Source organism: Candidatus Brocadia sp. (assembly GCA_021646415.1).
Lineage (GTDB): Bacteria > Planctomycetota > Brocadiia > Brocadiales > Brocadiaceae > Brocadia.
The window spans coordinates 52,175-69,746 of sequence record SOEU01000017.1; the positions used below are offsets into that span (position 1 = coordinate 52,175).

General features: G+C 42.7%; 20 protein-coding genes and 2 tRNA genes. 1 reads left to right on the top strand and 21 read right to left on the bottom strand.

The window, feature by feature from the left end; genetic code table 11:
• Window positions 1–26 precede the first annotated feature (26 nt).
• The 3 genes from E3K36_13235 to E3K36_13245 form a co-directional block, all read right to left on the bottom strand.
• The gene (locus E3K36_13235) at window positions 27–260 is read right to left on the bottom strand and encodes a hypothetical protein (protein ID MCF6156175.1); all 234 of its coding nucleotides are present in this window, start codon (window positions 258–260) and stop codon (window positions 27–29) included.
• A gap of 101 nt (window positions 261–361) precedes the next feature.
• Window positions 362–446: transfer RNA gene (locus tag E3K36_13240), tRNA-Leu, on the bottom strand.
• A gap of 14 nt (window positions 447–460) precedes the next feature.
• A tRNA-Cys gene (locus E3K36_13245) sits at window positions 461–533 on the bottom strand.
• 134 nt (window positions 534–667) lie between these two features.
• On the opposite strand from E3K36_13245, the gene E3K36_13250 reads away from it, so the two are divergent.
• Window positions 668–850, top strand: coding sequence for a hypothetical protein (locus tag E3K36_13250; protein MCF6156176.1), 183 nt, complete (start codon window positions 668–670; stop codon window positions 848–850).
• Window positions 851–864: 14 nt separating this feature from the next.
• Here the strand turns inward: E3K36_13250 and E3K36_13255 are convergent, their stop codons facing one another.
• The 18 genes from E3K36_13255 to E3K36_13340 form a co-directional block, all read right to left on the bottom strand.
• Complete coding sequence (locus E3K36_13255; GenBank protein ID MCF6156177.1) at window positions 865–1,707, bottom strand: hypothetical protein; 843 nt, start codon at window positions 1,705–1,707, stop codon at window positions 865–867.
• Window positions 1,708–2,102: 395 nt separating this feature from the next.
• Window positions 2,103–2,282: a hypothetical protein gene (locus tag E3K36_13260; protein ID MCF6156178.1), complete on the bottom strand. Its 180-nt coding sequence runs from the start codon at window positions 2,280–2,282 to the stop codon at window positions 2,103–2,105.
• Window positions 2,283–2,429: 147 nt separating this feature from the next.
• A complete protein-coding gene (locus tag E3K36_13265) occupies window positions 2,430–2,861 on the bottom strand; it encodes a DUF4405 domain-containing protein (protein MCF6156179.1) in 432 nt (143 codons plus the stop codon).
• A 157-nt stretch (window positions 2,862–3,018) separates the two neighbouring features.
• On the bottom strand, window positions 3,019–3,477 hold the full coding sequence (locus tag E3K36_13270) for a DNA-binding protein (protein ID MCF6156180.1): 459 nt from the start codon (window positions 3,475–3,477) through the stop codon (window positions 3,019–3,021).
• Between the two features lie 260 nt (window positions 3,478–3,737).
• The gene (locus tag E3K36_13275) at window positions 3,738–4,427 is read right to left on the bottom strand and encodes a twin-arginine translocation signal domain-containing protein (GenBank protein MCF6156181.1); all 690 of its coding nucleotides are present in this window, start codon (window positions 4,425–4,427) and stop codon (window positions 3,738–3,740) included.
• A 301-nt stretch (window positions 4,428–4,728) separates the two neighbouring features.
• A complete protein-coding gene (locus E3K36_13280) occupies window positions 4,729–6,093 on the bottom strand; it encodes a cytochrome B6 (GenBank protein MCF6156182.1) in 1,365 nt (454 codons plus the stop codon).
• Window positions 6,094–6,176: 83 nt separating this feature from the next.
• The gene (locus E3K36_13285; protein ID MCF6156183.1) at window positions 6,177–7,319 is read right to left on the bottom strand and encodes a cystathionine gamma-synthase; all 1,143 of its coding nucleotides are present in this window, start codon (window positions 7,317–7,319) and stop codon (window positions 6,177–6,179) included.
• Window positions 7,320–7,509: 190 nt separating this feature from the next.
• Window positions 7,510–8,523 carry a cysteine synthase family protein gene (locus E3K36_13290; protein ID MCF6156184.1) on the bottom strand — a complete coding sequence of 338 codons (1,014 nt, stop codon included), beginning with the start codon at window positions 8,521–8,523 and terminating at the stop codon, window positions 7,510–7,512.
• A gap of 40 nt (window positions 8,524–8,563) precedes the next feature.
• Window positions 8,564–9,067, bottom strand: coding sequence for a hypothetical protein (locus E3K36_13295; GenBank protein MCF6156185.1), 504 nt, complete (start codon window positions 9,065–9,067; stop codon window positions 8,564–8,566).
• Between the two features lie 86 nt (window positions 9,068–9,153).
• Complete coding sequence (locus tag E3K36_13300; protein ID MCF6156186.1) at window positions 9,154–10,398, bottom strand: Glu/Leu/Phe/Val dehydrogenase; 1,245 nt, start codon at window positions 10,396–10,398, stop codon at window positions 9,154–9,156.
• A 123-nt stretch (window positions 10,399–10,521) separates the two neighbouring features.
• A complete protein-coding gene (locus E3K36_13305; protein MCF6156187.1) occupies window positions 10,522–11,043 on the bottom strand; it encodes a hypothetical protein in 522 nt (173 codons plus the stop codon).
• Window positions 11,044–11,046: 3 nt separating this feature from the next.
• Window positions 11,047–12,159, bottom strand: coding sequence for a cytochrome-c peroxidase (locus E3K36_13310; protein ID MCF6156188.1), 1,113 nt, complete (start codon window positions 12,157–12,159; stop codon window positions 11,047–11,049).
• 42 nt (window positions 12,160–12,201) lie between these two features.
• Complete coding sequence (locus E3K36_13315) at window positions 12,202–12,966, bottom strand: glucose 1-dehydrogenase (GenBank protein ID MCF6156189.1); 765 nt, start codon at window positions 12,964–12,966, stop codon at window positions 12,202–12,204.
• 18 nt (window positions 12,967–12,984) lie between these two features.
• On the bottom strand, window positions 12,985–13,899 hold the full coding sequence (locus E3K36_13320; GenBank protein ID MCF6156190.1) for a hypothetical protein: 915 nt from the start codon (window positions 13,897–13,899) through the stop codon (window positions 12,985–12,987).
• 472 nt (window positions 13,900–14,371) lie between these two features.
• On the bottom strand, window positions 14,372–14,569 hold the full coding sequence (locus E3K36_13325; protein MCF6156191.1) for a hypothetical protein: 198 nt from the start codon (window positions 14,567–14,569) through the stop codon (window positions 14,372–14,374).
• Between the two features lie 332 nt (window positions 14,570–14,901).
• Window positions 14,902–15,345 (bottom strand): hypothetical protein, encoded by a 444-nt coding sequence (locus E3K36_13330; protein MCF6156192.1) that lies wholly within the window; start codon window positions 15,343–15,345, stop codon window positions 14,902–14,904.
• Window positions 15,346–15,741: 396 nt separating this feature from the next.
• The gene (locus tag E3K36_13335) at window positions 15,742–16,824 is read right to left on the bottom strand and encodes an ATP-dependent 6-phosphofructokinase (GenBank protein ID MCF6156193.1); all 1,083 of its coding nucleotides are present in this window, start codon (window positions 16,822–16,824) and stop codon (window positions 15,742–15,744) included.
• A 38-nt stretch (window positions 16,825–16,862) separates the two neighbouring features.
• Window positions 16,863–17,240 carry a cytochrome c gene (locus E3K36_13340; protein ID MCF6156194.1) on the bottom strand — a complete coding sequence of 126 codons (378 nt, stop codon included), beginning with the start codon at window positions 17,238–17,240 and terminating at the stop codon, window positions 16,863–16,865.
• Between the last annotated feature and the right edge of the window lie 332 nt (window positions 17,241–17,572).

Sequence of the window (17,572 nt, forward strand, 5' to 3'; positions counted from 1 at the left end):
TTTGGCTAGAATCAACAAAAAGCTACCTACGGAGAAGTAGGCGAGGTATGTTTTCTTCCATAATATTCTGTGATAAGCTTCAGGAGGTCTTCTTCTTTGAGATTCGAAATGTAGTCTAATGCAACATCTATAATAAGGTTGACAGAAAGCCGCGGATTCTTTGCAGTGATCTGCTTTAGTGCCTCATAAATTTCAGGATCTATATCTATTGCAGTTTTAGGTTTAAACATAAGATATTTTTTCAATTTAATGGTATCCATGTTTTCTATAACAAGTCACCGATAAAATAAGTTCCCTGAATTTATTGGTTTTGCCAAATGATGTGGCGGATTGCGTCTAAATTCAAACGATAACCGTCATATGGGCGAGGTGGGAGTCGAACCCACACAACCTTTAACGGTCAAAGGATTTTAAGTCCTTCGTGTCTGCCATTCCACCACTCGCCCAATGATTTGGAAATAGGCGGCTCTGGGATTCGAACCCAGGATAACGGTTTTGCAAACCGTGGCCTTAGTCCACTTGGCGAAGCCGCCAGCATTGCTTTTCGATCAGCAAAAACGTTATAATACCATCAAAAAATGTGTAAGGCAAGAAGTTTTTTGATGTCTTCAAAAGAATAAAAACAAGAATTTTTTGCGGTAAATAAAGATTTGACAACAAAGTATGTATGATATCTCAGATTACCAAAACCGGTGAATTAATGGAAATGGAAGACTGGACGTATTTGGGACCAGAAACCTACTATGAAAGGAAACAAAACAAAAGCCGCGCTATCCCCTTAAATGAAAAAGGGGAAGGTTTACTCTTCCCCCTGAACAAGTTCAAAAAAACGACAAAGAAAACAGAATGATATTTCACAAATTTTTATTTTAGGTTTTTTAATGCCTTTTCCATCCTGGAAAGTAATATACTTACTTCAGAGATAGATATTGTAGGAGAACTAACCCTTTCTCGTAATAAGGCAAAGGTTTTATCTAACTCTTCTGCCGTAGCATTTCCAGATTCCATGAGCGGAAAATGAACTCCTGATGTGGAAGAACTTTCAGGCGCAGCAGAGGGCTCCTCTTCTTTGATTTTTGCTAATTCTTTCTCTAAATCTTCTTTTGCCTTTTGGAGTTCCGTAATGATCTTTTGCTTTTCAGCAAGTTCCTGATCAGCGACCTTTTTCGCCTCTGTATAATAAGTGAGTTGATTTTTTAGTTCTTCCTGACTCCTCTTCTTGTCCGCAATCTGCAATTCAAATTTTTCGGCAATACCCTTGCTCTCTTCTTCAAGTGAAGCAATTCGTTCTGCTAATGTATTTCTTTCACCTTCTAATTCGCCAACCTTGCCCTGCTGTTCCTGTATTGTGGCTTGTAAGCCGCTAATCTGAACACCTACTGCCGCTTTGATAGCGCCAAAGGTATCTACCTCTTTCTGCAATTCAGCCACCTTTGCTGTCAAATCATCCTTTTCTGTAGCACAGGCAGTAAATTTATCCTCTACTTCTTTCTTTGCAGCTTCTACCTTATCGAGGTTTTCCATAAGCTCAGGAACTTTCAAAACCTCCTTACGCCCGGCACCAAGCTGTCTTTCAAGTCCATGGACTCGCTCCTTCTGCAATCTGTACTTTTCAGTAACCGATACTGCAAAACCAACACACAGTAGTCCGAAAAGACCTACCAATACCACCATAATTGCCTTTGCTTTCGTGTTACAACTAGACATAACATCCCCCCCCTTTTATTGTACTTTAATGTAAGTTTTTACTGTTTTCATATCTATATACCCTGGGATATGGAAGAAATTTTCAAAATTTGATACGGGATAATAGCAAAATATGAATCGGGTTTCAAGTAAAATTGTATGCCCTGATCCGAATGAATCGGAAAAGACCGTAGTGGCAAGGCGCGCCTTGCCACTACAAAAATATTTTTGCTGAAAATATCAAAATATTTTTTGCAAGGTACTAAATATTCTTAGATAGAAATCTCGAAGGCCGTGTGCTTTTGCTACACGGCTTAACCATACTCTAGCCAAGCTGACGTAAGAACCGTCTTTTTCTGCATATGTATTACCCCGCTCCTCTTTATGGCTCTGGTAACGTTATGTATCTGGTGCACCTATTTGGCCTGCCGTAATGTTTCCAAAGTCTTCTGTAAAACTACCTTCTGGTTTTTCAATGTCTCTCTGAAATCCATATTGTCCGTATCCGTTATCTCCATACGAAGGTCAGAAAGGTCATTTTCCAAAATTCCAATCAGAATGTCATTTTCCTCTTTTGTGAGATCAAGATGAATCATAGATTTATCTCCTCTGTTCGCTCTTGGCATTGTCAAAAACTAGACAGAATAAACTAAAAATCTTTGAAAATCTGCAAGTATCAGTGAAGTATTCCGATAACTCAAATGTCATATTTGCAACATATTAGCTAAATGTTTTATTGTTTATTATCTTCTGTATTCTGGACTCTCACGAAGATGTCTTCCCTTTCGCTCTGGCTCTTGCACTTCGGGCTTTACAAACAGGGAAAAGGCTACAAGAAACACACTTACAACAACAATAATCGTAGCAATAATACGTCTTGCAACCTTACTTCCTATTAATCTGCCGTAGAATGACAATATTACCTTCCAGTGAAGGAGGATATGAAGCACCAGCAAACCCAGAAAGGCAAAGGCAATGATGAGATGAAGCGTTCCCCACTGGTGGCGGTCCATTCCAAACAGAAACAATTCTACTTTTCTGCCGTATACAGCCCATGTATCCTTGCCAGGCAATAAGACAAATTTCATCAGGAGCCCAATCCCTGCCATTGCCATCACACAGAGGAACATTAAGGCGTCAATTACCAGATTAACTTTTGATTTATCCAGCGCCATCTGATTCTTATTCCTGAAAGTGTTCAAGAAAAAAACCTATTTTGTAATTGGGTGGGACTCAGTGAAATTAGGCCTTCAGCCTATTTTATGATAGTGTAGTGGCAAGGTGCGCATTGCCACTACAGTTGGTTTGGATTTTCTTGACATCAACATGAAACTAGCGTCTCCGCCACCCACTCCAAAAGGGAAAACCTTTTTCATTCCGGAGCTTCAGTACTTCTTCACCTTTTTTCACTTCAGCGGCAATGATGGCAGGTTTGCCTTCAAAGGTAATCCTTGATCCCGTAATCTCAACCTTATCCTTCGGCTCGATCTTGGTGTCCTGGTTTTCAATGTACCATCCCGGTCCTAAATGAACAGAAATTGTTTCTTTGTCCGTCTTTACCATCAGATGCACGCCATGATACATCCCTTTCATTGGGGTAATGACATCCACGCTGACCACTTCTCCACTGATGGTCTCAACGGTTTTCGGATCATACATCCTGCTGTACTGCCCACCCATTCCCCAGCCTCCTCCTCCTTTCCACTTCATTCCTTGTTGGGCAAATGACTGGTTAATGTAAAGAAGACTAAAAATGGAAATCATCACTAGGAATAATCCTTTTTTTTTCATTGTATACTCCTTTCGCTTGGTTACTATTTCTGACCCACCCAATTACAAAATAGTTATTTTCTGCAATATTTTCACTTGTGCAGAGCGAAGTACCACTTTGCTCTACATCGAAATTCGGATTCCCGGCGAATAAACAAAGGCATGGATATTTTTGCCTTCAAAATTTCTGACCCGAACGAGTCGGAAGAGACAAAACCAGAAGCACAAGACTCACGAGTCAACCCTGCCAGGGTTTCAAACCCTGGCAGGGTTAACCTACCTTATTTCAGCCTTGCTTCGGCGGCTGACCAATCAATGTTTTTAAAGAACGCCTCGATATAATCAGCCCTCTTGAGCCCATAATCAAGCATAAACGCATGTTCAAATACATCCATAATTAATATGGGGTAGCATCCTGCGGGATGGGAGACATCGTGTTCGTTTATCCAGAAGTTGATGAGTTGCCCAGTGGAGCTATCCTGATAGAGAACGGCCCATCCGATTCCTCTCATGGCTCCTACTGCCCTGAAGTCCTTTTCCCATGTTGTATAATCACCAAAAGCCTCTGCCATCTTTTTGGCCAGTTTTCCCCCTTTGTCAATCCCTGCTTTCCCACCGAGGTTTTCAAAATAATATTCATGAAGCCTCATTCCATTAAATTCCCATCCAAGATGCCTCTTTAATTCAGCAAATTCCGGGGCAGCTGTCTTCCCTTCTTTCAACATCTGACTAAGGGTATCGAGTACCTTATTGGTGTTTGTCACATATCCCTGATAGAGGGTGAAGTGATTTTTTAAAAGCGTCTCGCTGAATCCCTCCATCCCGATAAGCTTCGAATAATCCTTTGCAGTGTACGACATAGTTTTTTCCTCCTTTTCTATTGTTGATGCATGTAAGGGGTTCGGAATACCAAATAACAGTGCAGCCCCTCCTGCACCAGTTATCGTTAAAAATTCGCGCCTATTAAGCATAGCTGCATTCTCCCACAATAAAAGTTACATTGTGCCTTTGACAACTAAATACCTCCCTTGATGGGAGGGGTCAGGTGAGGGTGATCAGCCTTTTTTGTTCACCTCCTCCTGTCTCTCCCCATCGAGAATGAGGAGATAATAGTTTGAAATGAACATCAAGTTTGTCAGTGTCACCCTTACTATTAAATTATGACTTCGGAGGCCTTTTGAATGTAGAGCGAAGAGCCTCCTCGCTTAAAAACCGCTTAAATAAAATGAAAATTTCTATACAATCAAAGTACTTTTGCTTTGATGCAAACTACTATAATGCCCTCAGGAAGGACACCAAATCCTCTTTTTCCTGCTTTGCAAGCCTGAGTTCAAGGATCATGTTAAAGAATTCTACCGTGTCTTCCAAGGTTAGCAACCTTCCGTCATGCAAGTATGGCGGAGAATCTTTGATGCCGCGGAGCGGGAATGTCTTAATGGGACCATCGGCACTGGCCATACGTCCGTTGATCATCTGCGGCTTGAAAAAACGCTCTGCCTTGAGGTTGTGCATGAGGTTGTCGGTATAATACGGAGGTGGGTGGCAAATGGAACATTTTGCCTTCCCGAAGAACATATCCTGCCCCCGTAGCTCAGCCTCTGTAGCTTTTCTTGGATCCAGCATGCCGTAAATGTTTAACTTGGGAGCCGGAGGGAAGTCAAATAACTCCTGTACTTCTGCCATAAAGTGCACCTGGCTTCCGCGTTCAAGGATATTAACACCCTTTTTTGTGGCTATGACCGGGTCACCGTCAAAATAAGCGGCACGCTGTTCGAATTCCGTGAAGTCTTCAATGCTTTTTAATGCCCGTTGAGAGCCAAACAACCGTTGGATATTCACCCCGCGGAGAGAAGGGGTATCAAGGCGATGGCGGAATTCCTGTGGGCGAATATCTCCAGCCAGATGGGTTGCAGCATTGGTATGTCCATTCACGTGGCAGTCAAAGCAGGCAACTCCCCGGCCCGGTTTTTCCGAGCGGCGGTCTTCCGTCTGGTTAAATTGCTGCTGTGGAAACGGCGTTACCAGCAGCCTTAAGCCTTCAAGCTGTTTGGGATTCAGTATCCCGGTGAACAATTCGTAATAGTTGTCAATGGTTACCAGATTACCCTGAGAGACATCGCCTAAATCAGGCCGTGTGGTTAAATATATTGGTGGTGGAAACTCTGGTAGAAAGTGGTCCGGCAAGTCATAATCGAGGTCAAAACGGGCAAGATCTCGCTTTTCTTGTTTCTCGATCTCGGTAATATGGAATTTAGGGAAAAGCATACCACCCTCAACATGGTTGGGATGAGGAAGTGGCATAAACCCTTTCGGGAAAAGGTCCTTTTCGCGGATCTCTTCCGGTGTCATTGCTGCCAGATTTTCCCAGGTTACTTCCTTTGGAAGTTTTACCCGTATACCCGCTTGAACGGGTTTTCCCCGAGACATTGTTACATCTTTGGCCGAGTTGCTGCTTAAGTCATAACGCTCATGAAGCAAGTCCATATGACGCTTCATAACCCCTCTCTTGGCAGCCTTCTTTATACTCATCGTCTCTTTGAAAGGCTCAGTTATGGTCACGGGTGAATAGCTAGACCTTCCCGTTTTCTTTTCCTGTGAGTAGGACACACCGGAAGCAAAGGACATCACAATAAGCATTACCAATGGCACTCTTCCGTATTTCAGTACTTCTTGTCTCATATCTTACCTCCCTTTCGTCTATCCTTATTAATGATTGAGTATTACGATAAAGCCTGCACAAGGCCGTCCATTAAATCACCAACATTTTCAATTCCTACAGAGATTCTGATAAGTTCGTCAGAAATCCCTAATTTCTCCCTGACTTCTTTTGGGAGAGATGCATGCGTCATTATTGCAGGATGTTCTATAAGAGACTCGACACCACCAAGACTCTCTGCCAGCGAGAATATCTTTACCCTTTCGAGAAATCTCCGCGCCTCTTCCAGTCCCCCCTTTATAAAAAAAGTTATTATCCCGCCAAAACCGGCCATTTGTTTCCTTGCAAGTCCGTGCTGTGGATGTGATTTAAGCCCTGGATAAACAACTCTTCTTACTTTGGGATGAGTTTCTAAAAATTGTGCGATCTTCATCGCATTTTCCGCATGTCTTTCCATCCTGACAGCAAGGGTTTTAATTCCGCGGAGGACCAGGAAGCAGTCTAGAGGACCCGGTACCGCGCCCACTGCATTTTGAACAAACTGGAGCCTGTCGTATAATTCCCGGTTATTCGTTACAAGGGCACCCCCAATAACATCGCTGTGGCCGTTCAGGTACTTCGTGGTGCTATGCATAACTATGTCTGCCCCAAGTTCCAGAGGCTTTTGGAAGAAAGGAGTTGCAAAGGTATTATCAACAACAACGAATATATTTTTCTTTTTGGCAGTACGAACAATTGCTTCAATATCTACGAGTTTTAAAAGTGGATTTGAAGGACTTTCAAGCCACACAAGCTTTGTGTTGTCTCTTATGTATCTTTCCAAAGATTGGGGGTTGGTTAAATCAGCAAAATCAAATTCAAGCTTGTATCTCTTCAGCACCTTGTCAAATAATCTGAACGTTCCTCCATAAACATCATCACAGCAGATAATATGATCACCGCTATTAAATAATTGGGTAACTGTTGAAATGGCGGACATCCCGGACGAAAAGACAAGCCCGTAATTTCCTTCCTCAAGAGAGGCAATATTTTTTTCAAGAGCCGTTCTGGTAGGATTGTGCGTTCTTGAGTAGTCGTATCCTTTGTGTTTACCAGGAGATTCCTGAACATACGTGCTTGTTTGAAATATGGGTGTCATAATAGCACCTGTCCCTGAATCAGGCTCACAGCCGGCATGAATGGCCCTTGTTTCAAATCTGTATTCCATATATACCTCATTCATTTCAAATAATTATTGCGAACGATAGCCATTGATCATTTTTTCCTTATCTCCATTTTATCCCCCTTACGAAGGAGGGGATTATTTCTTCCTATCTACGAAATAAAGATGTGGTTAATAACAAGTTGGCAAATAAGAGAGAAAAAGGTCTTTTGGTGCGACATAGCAGTTCACGAAATCATTCCAAAAAGCCGTTGGCCTTCATCCATTCGTCATTATAGATCTTACTCAGGTATCTGTCTCCGGAATCCGGAAGGATTACAACGATACGTTTGTTTTCTTTCATTCCCCTGGCAATCTCAATGGCTGCCCATACAGCGCTGCCGCTCGATCCCCCGGCAAAGATTCCCTCCTCGCTTGCCAGCCTCCTCGCCATCAAAAATGATTCCTTGTCATGAACCTGGATAATGTCATCGATAAGGCTAAAATCGACAGCCTTTACCAGGTAATCCTCCCCGATTCCCTCCACCTTGTAGACGTGTGGTTTTACGAGTCTCCCCGTCTTGAAATAATCGTAAAAAACTGAGCCTTCCGGGTCAACCGCAATGGTCTTTATCGCAGGATTCTTTTCTTTGAGATATTTTCCAGCCCCGCTCAAGGTACCACCCGTGCCTATTCCAGCCACAAAATAATCGATATTTCCGTCTGTCTGTTTCCATATCTCTGGCCCGGTGGTATAGTAATGAGAATCAATATTCCTGGGATTGTTATACTGATCCGGATAGTATGAGTTTGGGGTTTCCCTTGCTATTCTTCTGGCAACACTGTAATAACTTTCAGGAGAATCCGGGGGAACATCTGTTGGCGTTACAACAACTCTTGCGCCAAATGCCTTCATCAGATTCTTTTTCTCGTCGCTCATTTTGTCAGGCATGGTGATGATGCATTTGTAACCTTTAACTGCTGCAATCATTGCAAGGGCAGCACCCGTATTGCCAGATGAGTTTTCCACAATGACACCACCGGTTCTTAAAAGACCCTTCCTCTCAGCATCCTCAATAATAAACAGAGCCATCCTGTCTTTTACACTTCCGGCAGGATTGAGGAATTCCAACTTCGCAAAGATGCTTGAGTTTATTTTCCCCGATACCTTGTTTAATTTTACTATGGGTGTCCAGCCAATGGTTTTCAAAATATCCGGGGTTACACTTCCAAAATTTTCTATCAGGGTTCTGAAGTCTGTGGAAATCATTTTTCGTCCTGGATCACAGTGCTACAGGAGTAGTGCAATGTTATACGGTTGTCTTCTTTCGCTCTTTCATTTGTTCTGCGAGTAATTTTAAATGTTTTTTTTCTTCGGTTGCCAGTTGTTCAAATGCCCTTTTACCGGTATCGAATCTGGTATTTTTTGCGGCTTCAGTGTAATAAAGAATAGAGTCCTTCTCTGCCTGGATTCCAATTTTCAAAGCATCGATATCCGTTTTCATTTCCGCAGCAAGCCTCCCGGCTTCTCCTTTTTGAGTAAAGATGCCTGTGTCGATCAAATATTTTATATACAGGTCTGCTGTGTAATCCTCGCTACCCTGTGCAGGACTTGCAGAAGAGGTTATTTCAAGATATGCCTTTTGAAAGCGGGCAAGATGTTCCTTTTCATCAGAGGCGAGTTTGGAAAATACCTCTTTTACACTGATATCTTTGGTGTTTTTTGCGAGGATAGAATAAAATTCTAAACCTTCTTCCTCGATGTTTATTGCAATCTTCAGCGCCTCAGCATCATTAAAATGTTCATATTTCATTTCGTGTTATTCTCCAAATCTGGACGAATCAGGATGAACATGTTTTTCACTAGAAAACTTCAAATCAAATTTTTTGCATTTTTGTTTCATGGATACATACCCCGTACCAGCATTGCGTCTGCTACCTTCTGGACGGCTAATATCATGGCCGCGGTACGTAAGGTAATACGTTTTCCCTGAGAAAGGAGCAGGACTTCATCGTAGGAGCGGTCCATGAGATTTTTCAGCCTTGTATTTACCTCATGCTCACACCAGAAATAACATTGTACGTCTTGAACCCACTCGAAGTAAGATACAATCACACCTCCCGCATTAGCCAGGATATCAGGAATTACCGGTATTTTGCGTTCAGCCAATATCTGATCTGCCTCCATTGTTGTAGGTCCGTTGGCGCCCTCAACAATGATCTTTGCTTTTATTTTATCCGCATTCTTCTTTGTGATTTGATTTCCCATTGCCGCTGGCACCAGCACGTCACAGGGTAATTCCAGGAGAGACGAGTTCGTTATGCTTTCTGCATGTGGGAAATTTTCAAATGACCCACGTTCTGTATAATATTTTATCAGTGCATCATGGCTTAGCCCCTTTGGATTATAGATACCCCCTCTTGAACTACTCACAGCGACAATCTTGCAACCCATTTCACTGAGGAATTTTCCAACGGACGATCCCACATTCCCATATCCCTGAATTACTACCTTAATACCTTTCAGGTTCGTCTTTTTCTGTTTCATGGCGTTGGTAATGGTGAAGACTATACCAAGACCTGTTGCATCTGTTCTTCCCAGAGAGCCACCGACATTCACAGGTTTACCCGTCACAATCCCCGGTGTACAATAACCGTTATTCATGCTGTACGTATCCATCATCCATGCCATGATTTGTTCATTGGTGTTTACATCGGGAGCTGGGATATCCTTTTCGATACCAATGATGGGCATGATGGCGTAGGTATAGCGACGTGTAAGCCTTTCCAACTCGCTTTTTGAAAAGGTTTTCGGATTGCAGATAATGCCGCCTTTGGCGCCTCCGAATGGTACTCCCGCCAGAGAGCACTTCCATGTCATTTCCATTGCCAGCGCTTTAAGGTCATCGAGGGTAAGTTCGGAATGGTATCGCACGCCACCCTTATAAGGGCCCCGTGACGCATTGTGCTGTACCCGAAATCCGGTGAATATCCGCATAAAACCATCGTCCATGCGTAGGGGAACAGAAACAGTCAGTATACGATCAAAATTTCTCAGTGTCTGATAGATGTCCTCTGGAAGCATCATCCGTTTCGATACATTGTCGAGTTGTGCCAGTGCCGTTTGCCATGCACTATGTATTATTGTCTTTTCCGGCATACTATCCTGCCTTCCGCGTTAGGACAAAAATTCAGCGCATATTTTGTTTTATGCAGAAATAGTTGAAATAGAGAGGGAATACAAATTCGAATGCAAAAAGAAAAATCTTCATTCCTGTTTCTTAACGGAATAATCTGCAACCCATTTTTCTGTGTTGGTATTTTCCATATTATAAAAATTCATCAGTGTTAAAGGGGGAAAATAGATATTGATAGTGACCAATCCCCCCGTATGAGCATTTGATACACGATGGATAGTTGTGAGGTTTACATAAGACAACTCACCCATATGAAATCTGCGGGTAAAGGTGGGAACAATCATCCTGGCAGGCTGCACGTTGAACAACTCCTCTGTCATGGTACCCTGCCGGATGACCGTAACGCCAATGGAACCGCCATGGTCGTGAATTGGCGTAGTCTGCCCTTTTTTAAAGCACAGAACTGCGACCTCACACTTACTGCTGACATGAACGATGTTTCTTTTATATTCCTGGTCTGAAAAACTGATGTACTCCTCAATTGGTAATTGCCTCCCGTCTGTTTCCATCACACATTTTTTAAGCATGTCCAGAGATGGTTTGTCCGGTAAAGATTCCAGGCGATTGATGAATGATCTTAAAATGATATCCATAAGTCAAAATCCCTTTGGTAAATTTGGATAAACAAGAGGGGTGGCATTATATGTAATCTGAACCAATTCTCCGGTTAATGCCTTCATGAATTCAATCAGGTCGTTAACCTCCTGCCCGGTCAAATTTAAGGCGTGAATATCGGGGCTGCCCTTACTCTCACATCCACCTCCATTGTAAAACTGTACTACCTCAAACAGCGTGGGGAAGTATCCATTATGCATATAGGGTCCTGTTTCCGTAATATTCCTCAATGTGGGCGTTTTGAATGCCCCTTTGTCAGCCTCATTCTTAGTGACGTTATACCGTCCTAAATCTTCTTTGAGTGGGCCATCTGCTGGTACACCAATATTGTGAAATTTATTATCAGTAAAATTCGGGCCATTATGGCATTCGATACACTCTGCCTTACCGATAAACAACTCCATACCTCGCCTGGCCGATTCACTCATGGCATTCACGTCTCCTTGCATATATCTGTCAAAAGGTGAATTTGCAAACACAATGGTACGTTCAAACGCAGCAATGGCCTTTGCTATGCCGTCAGCGGTTACCCCTGTCCCAAAGACCTCTTTAAAGGCCTTGACGTAACCGGGAATTCCACTCAACTTTCTTACAACATTATCCAAAGTTTCAACCATCTCGTTAGGGTTTTGGATGGGGCCCAGTGCCTGTTCTTCCAGAGTAGCGGCACGGCCATCCCAGAACTGGAATTCATTATAGGCACAATTAATTATCGTGGGAGAATTTCTGCCTCCCTCTTGGGAGGTTGGTCCACCCAGCATCCTGGGTAACCCATCGGTAAATCCCAGAGTTGGATTGTGACAGGTAGCACAACTAATCCAGTTATTTCCTGAAAGGCGGGGATCAAAATAGAGCTTCTTACCCAGCTCAATCTTCGCCTCTGTTTGTGGGTTATCCGCTGGAACTGTTACCGGAGGAAGGGGACCAATAGGGGGGAACGCACGTACGGAGACACCTGATGGTTGTGCGGATGTTGCAGGTGGATTAATGTTACCAGCAGGAAACTGGGGGACGTCACTGCCCTGGGCAGACTGCGCCACAAATAAAGCAACTGCACATCCAAAAATAAAATTTGTAACGGTTATTATATTCATATAATTGACAACCTCCTGTAAAAACAGATAAATTTAAATTCGCTATTGAGCAGAAAAACCACCGTCCACAAATATGACCTGCCCTGTAATATAATCGGATGCCTTTGATGCCAGGAATACGACCACGCCGGAAAGGTCCGCGGGTTTGCCAATCCGCTTCAAAGGTATCTTCGAAATGATAGCCTTTTTAATCTTTTCATCTTCCAGCATGGTTTTAGTCATCTCCGTTTCCATGGAATAGGGGGCAATAGAATTTACTGTAATGTTGTATTTTGCCCATTCAACGGCCAGTGCCCTTGTTAATTGGATTACACCTCCCTTACTGGCGCAATAGGCAGCGGAGCCACCAGTTCCAAATACTCCCAGGGCAGAACTGATATTAATAATTTTTCCCTGTTGTTTTTCGGCCATGTGTTTACCCACGGTTTTTAAGCACAAAAAGGTGCTGGTCAGATTGGTTTCCAGCATCTTATGCCAGTCTACCAGGGAAAATTCAAGGCAATGGCCAAAAAAATAGGTACCTACGTTATTAACGAGGATGTCTATGGTTTCCAATTCACTTAAAACCTTTTCTGCCATCATTATTACCTCTTCCTGCCGTGTAACATCCGCTACTATGGGGATCGATTTTACCCCATTTTCCTGAATCTCTTTGGCCGTATCTTCGACATCAGACTGTGTGCGGCTGACCACTGCAACGTGAGCGCCAGATTCAGAGAGCGCCACGGCCATCGACTTGCCCAGTCCTTTACCGGCACCTGTGACCAATGCGACCTTATCCCGAAGGCTAAATAATTCGACACACATATTTCTCCATTCTAACCCTTATCTTATGAGCAAATTCGAAATTTGGGTTATCTGATACGGATCCAGTTCGTTTTGTCCAATTTCCTGCATAGCAAGAATTTTGCCAAGATAGTAATTAACCTGACGCGCCTCGGAATCATTTAATAAATTAGGATCGTAAGACCTCATCAGTTCGATGGTTTGTGTCCATTCCGCCCGTGTCTTTTTTGAGGTAAATACACGTTCAAGGGTATGACACTTATGACACTTTTCCAGAATAATCTTCATGCCTATTTGTATATCCATTTGCATCTCATCGATCCCCAAGTGTTTGACTAAATACCCCAGCGCCTCCAATGCTTCCTGGTTGGTCATAACTGCCGGATCTTTTGCACGCATGCGTGAAACGTAATCTCTCCAGTCAGGCTCCGTCTTGACATGTGCATAGACCCTCTCCAGAGAATGGCAGGTAGCACATCTTTGCTGGACGACCTTCCGGCCTATGTTTACATTGACCTTTACAAACCTTCCATTTTCCTGAAGGATGACATATTGGCTTTTTATTGCAGAAATCGTATATAATCCGGCATACAAGGGTATCTGCAAATAAACGGCAATTATAAGGATCATTCCGTAAATGGGCAGTCTTTTATAAAACTTTCTATAGAACCTTGCGATACATATCTTGACAATAATCAGCGGGAAAATAGTGATTCCAATATAGGAATGGATGACTGCCTTTGGAGGCAACACATTAAATTCTTCGAGTTTCTGAAACATTACGACGCCGATAAATAAATAGAGGGCAAAAAAAATGTATCCCCCTATGCGATGCGCCCACTGGAAAAATTTTGGATACCTGGAGGGGGTAATTTGTCCGATCACAAAGAGAATGAATATAGTATTAATAATACCAATACCTAATAGACTAAACGCTAATAGAGAATTTATCATTGGTTTCAATCCCAAAAAATTCATATTTATCTACTTTTTTCGTTATTACTGTTTGATCTACAGACTTTAACCGTGATAATATTCGAGAAAATTCCTATTTAGAAGCGCTCACAAATGTTACTTATACTGCTCATTATTTTCATGAAAATAATGAAAGGTGAGAAGCTGGGATTTAAAACATACATTCCCAACTTCTCAGCCCCTTAACTATATAACCTCACGTCTTCAATTGTCCAAACGGTAGATGTTGAATCCCGCATTATTAGTCTCTGCAGCCGTCTTCCATTTTAACGTCATACTACCATTGCCGTTTAACTTAACCTCGATATACGATATACACAAGCTCCATATTCGGGTCGTCTTGGCCGTTGAGCGTAAGAATCCTTGTTAGTTCACTGAAGTCGCACACGAAGCAGGTTAGACCGATAGGCCGTTATAGGCCAGCTTCAATCTGCGCGCTTCGCCGGAGCTATTATTTTGCGACGTCTTCTGCCGCTTCCTGGATTTTCTCACCAGCCTTTTCGATCTGCTGCCCGGCTTTTTCTGCAGCCTCCTCGACTTCCTTGCCGGCGCGCTCCACCGAACCTTCTTTTTTCTGGCAGCCGGTGAACCCTCCAATCAGTGCGCTTATTGCTAACGCTGCCATAACACTCTTGCCAAATTTTATCATTTCTATCTCCTTTCTTGGGTGTATCAAGATAATCCCCTTAACATGGGGGGATTTTTACATCTCGTTCCTTTCCCCCGGATCCAGACAAGACAATATAATAGGAGTCTGCCGGGATTTTTCCCAACTCATGAACTACGATTTTACCAAGCCCTCTTTATATTACTTCCAGGTAAATCCAGGCGGCTGGAAGCCTCTCCTTGTCCTGATGGCTTTGACGTAGTAAATTACCGCCTAAATTTTAATTTTTGCAAAACTTGTGAATGCTTGTTTCTTTTGTTCTACAAGATCCGTTAAAATATACAAAATAAGATTGCAAATTACCTATACGAAGATTATTTGAAATGAGAAACAGCATCGTTATAAGAATTCTTCAAATTTTCTAGGGCAGCATCCATTCCGGATTTAGCATCCTCCCAGGTTTCAGCACTTTTCGATTTGAGATCATTTAATTTATTTTGTGCTTCTTCTTGCTTCTTTCGTAATCCTTCAATTATCTCATTATACTTGGCCTTGGCATCTGCCCCCGCTTGCTCGGCCTTTGACTGTAAGTCTTTTATCTTATCGTTGAGGTTGTTCAATGTTGATTCAGCATCATTCTGGTATTTCTCTTTTTGTTTTGCTAGGTAATTTTTTGTAGTTTCAAGAGCTTCCCCTGTTTTGCGTTTGACATCCTCTGGCGACACCTGGGTTTCTACTTTTTCAGGAGCCTTCTTGCCACAAGAAGTTATAAAAAACAGAGGTACAAATATTGCTACCACAAATTCGATCTTTTTCATACTTTTACATCCTTTCTTGTTCGGCGCATGGAAACCCCATTCCGCTCCGTATCACTTCATTTCCATGCGCACCCACAAATCCATTCTGCCACTGACAATAAATCTTTCGTTTAGATTATCTGCGCGGATTATTATCTCTCCCTTATTTCTCTGAGGTTGTTTAAGTATTTTTTGCGCAATATTTCCTCGTCTTACTTTTCTTCAAAACTTCTACCCGGCTTTTCTCACTATACTTTTAATATCAAAATCTGTTTCCAATATCTTTTCTTTAAACTTACTCATATCTACCTTTTGCGTTTCCTCAACCCCTTTACCGATGATAGTATATTTTGTATTCAAAATGATTCCTTTCTGACGTTCATAATTGGGGTTTGTTAAGAACTAATTGCATCAACTTTATCGGCCGAAGCTAATTCCTATGGATTCTGCCGTTTTTACCAATCCGTCTTCGGTTGGTACGCTTTTCTGGCCTTTTACGACCTCGCTTAAGGAAACCGATTCGATCCTTTGTCCCCTGAGACAAACCATCTCACCAAAACGTTTTCTGGCCGCCAGGTCTGCCACTGCTACACCAAACCGGGTTGAAAGAATACGGTCAAAGGCGCAGGGAGAACCGCCCCTTTGCAAGTGTCCCAGGACAGTGACGCGCACCTCCATTCCGGTGCCCTTCAGATTAGCCCCGACTCTATTTCCAATTCCACCAAGACGTTCAGCGCTGCCACCCTCCTCTGCAGCGTACAGTACTGAAACATTGCCCCCTATGGGTTTTGCGCCTTCAGCTACCACCACAATGCTTGATCTATTGCCGCTGTTTTTGCGGTCAATAATTTTATGGCATACTTTCTCGATATCAAAGGGAATTTCGGGGATGAGGATTACGTCCGCACCACCTCCAATCCCGGTTTGTAAGGCTATCCATCCCACATATCGGCCCATTACCTCAACGACCATAATCCGGTGATGACTTTCCGCTGTGGTGTGTAGCCGATCCAGCGCCTCTGTAGCTGTTTGCACAGCGGTATTAAATCCAAAGGTAATATCTGTTGCCAGGATATCATTGTCAATGGTCTTTGGAACACCGACAACCGGACAGCCCATCTTGAATAACTCGTAGGCAATGTTGAGAGAACCATCGCCGCCGATGACAATCAGGGCATCTAAACCCAGTGATTGAATGTTTTTTATTACTTCGTTCGAGACATCTCTCACCTCATGTTTCCCGTTTTTTGTTACTTTGTATTCAAAGGGATTCGCCCGGTTAGTTGTACCCAGGATTGTCCCACCAATGGGGAGGATACCCCGAATGTTCCATGGTGTTAATCCCCGTGTCTTACCGGGTAAAACGAGTCCGTCAAAACCATCCTCAATCCCGATCACTTCGCAGTTATATTTCAAGGTGGCCGATTTCACAATGGCACGAATGACGGCATTCAGTCCCGGACAATCGCCTCCACCTGTCAAGATGCCGATTTTCTTCATAATATTTAGGATTCTTCTTTGTAAAGATTACCTTTATATTAGAAAGCCTGCTTTTGTAAATTCTTTTTAGGGGCAAGTTCCCGGACGTATTTGGCTAAGGTTTGTATCTCCTCAGGTTTTATTTTATCATTCCACCGGGGCATTTTGTTTTTACCGTTTATAATGGAATTAAGTATCTCCTCATCTGTTTTTGTAGCTTGCCAATCAGCGTCCGCAAGGTTTGGGACCTTCAACTCACGTCCCCTTTTAGTCCCTTTTCCATCCGTTCCATGGCAGGTGGCACAGTGGTAATTAAATAAATCTTTTGCGTTAATTTCTCCGCCTTCCTGTCCATAAACGGTTGAAAAACCAGCAAACAAAACCAAAGATACAAGAAAAGATATTGTATAAATTACAGTCCCTTCCCAATCGCCCATGCTTCAAAGCTCCTTCATAAAAGGCGCACTAATATCTCAAATAGCTTCAGAAATCGCAAACAGGAGTTGACTCCTACCGCATAACCTTGAATTTCTTTACTATTAAATTAGGCATCCTGCTTTCTCAATGTAAAGCTGCGAGTCTCGCCGCTCTACAACCACAGCGTTGAAATTTCTTTACATTACATTAAGCACGGACAAATTTTCAGACTGTGCCAAATGAAACTGTTCTTTGACAAAAAAGTTTGAAAAAGAAACCCTAGCAGGCACTATTTTTCAAAAGCGAGTTGTTTCAAGCTGAAATAATATGATAAGTGACTATCGATATCACA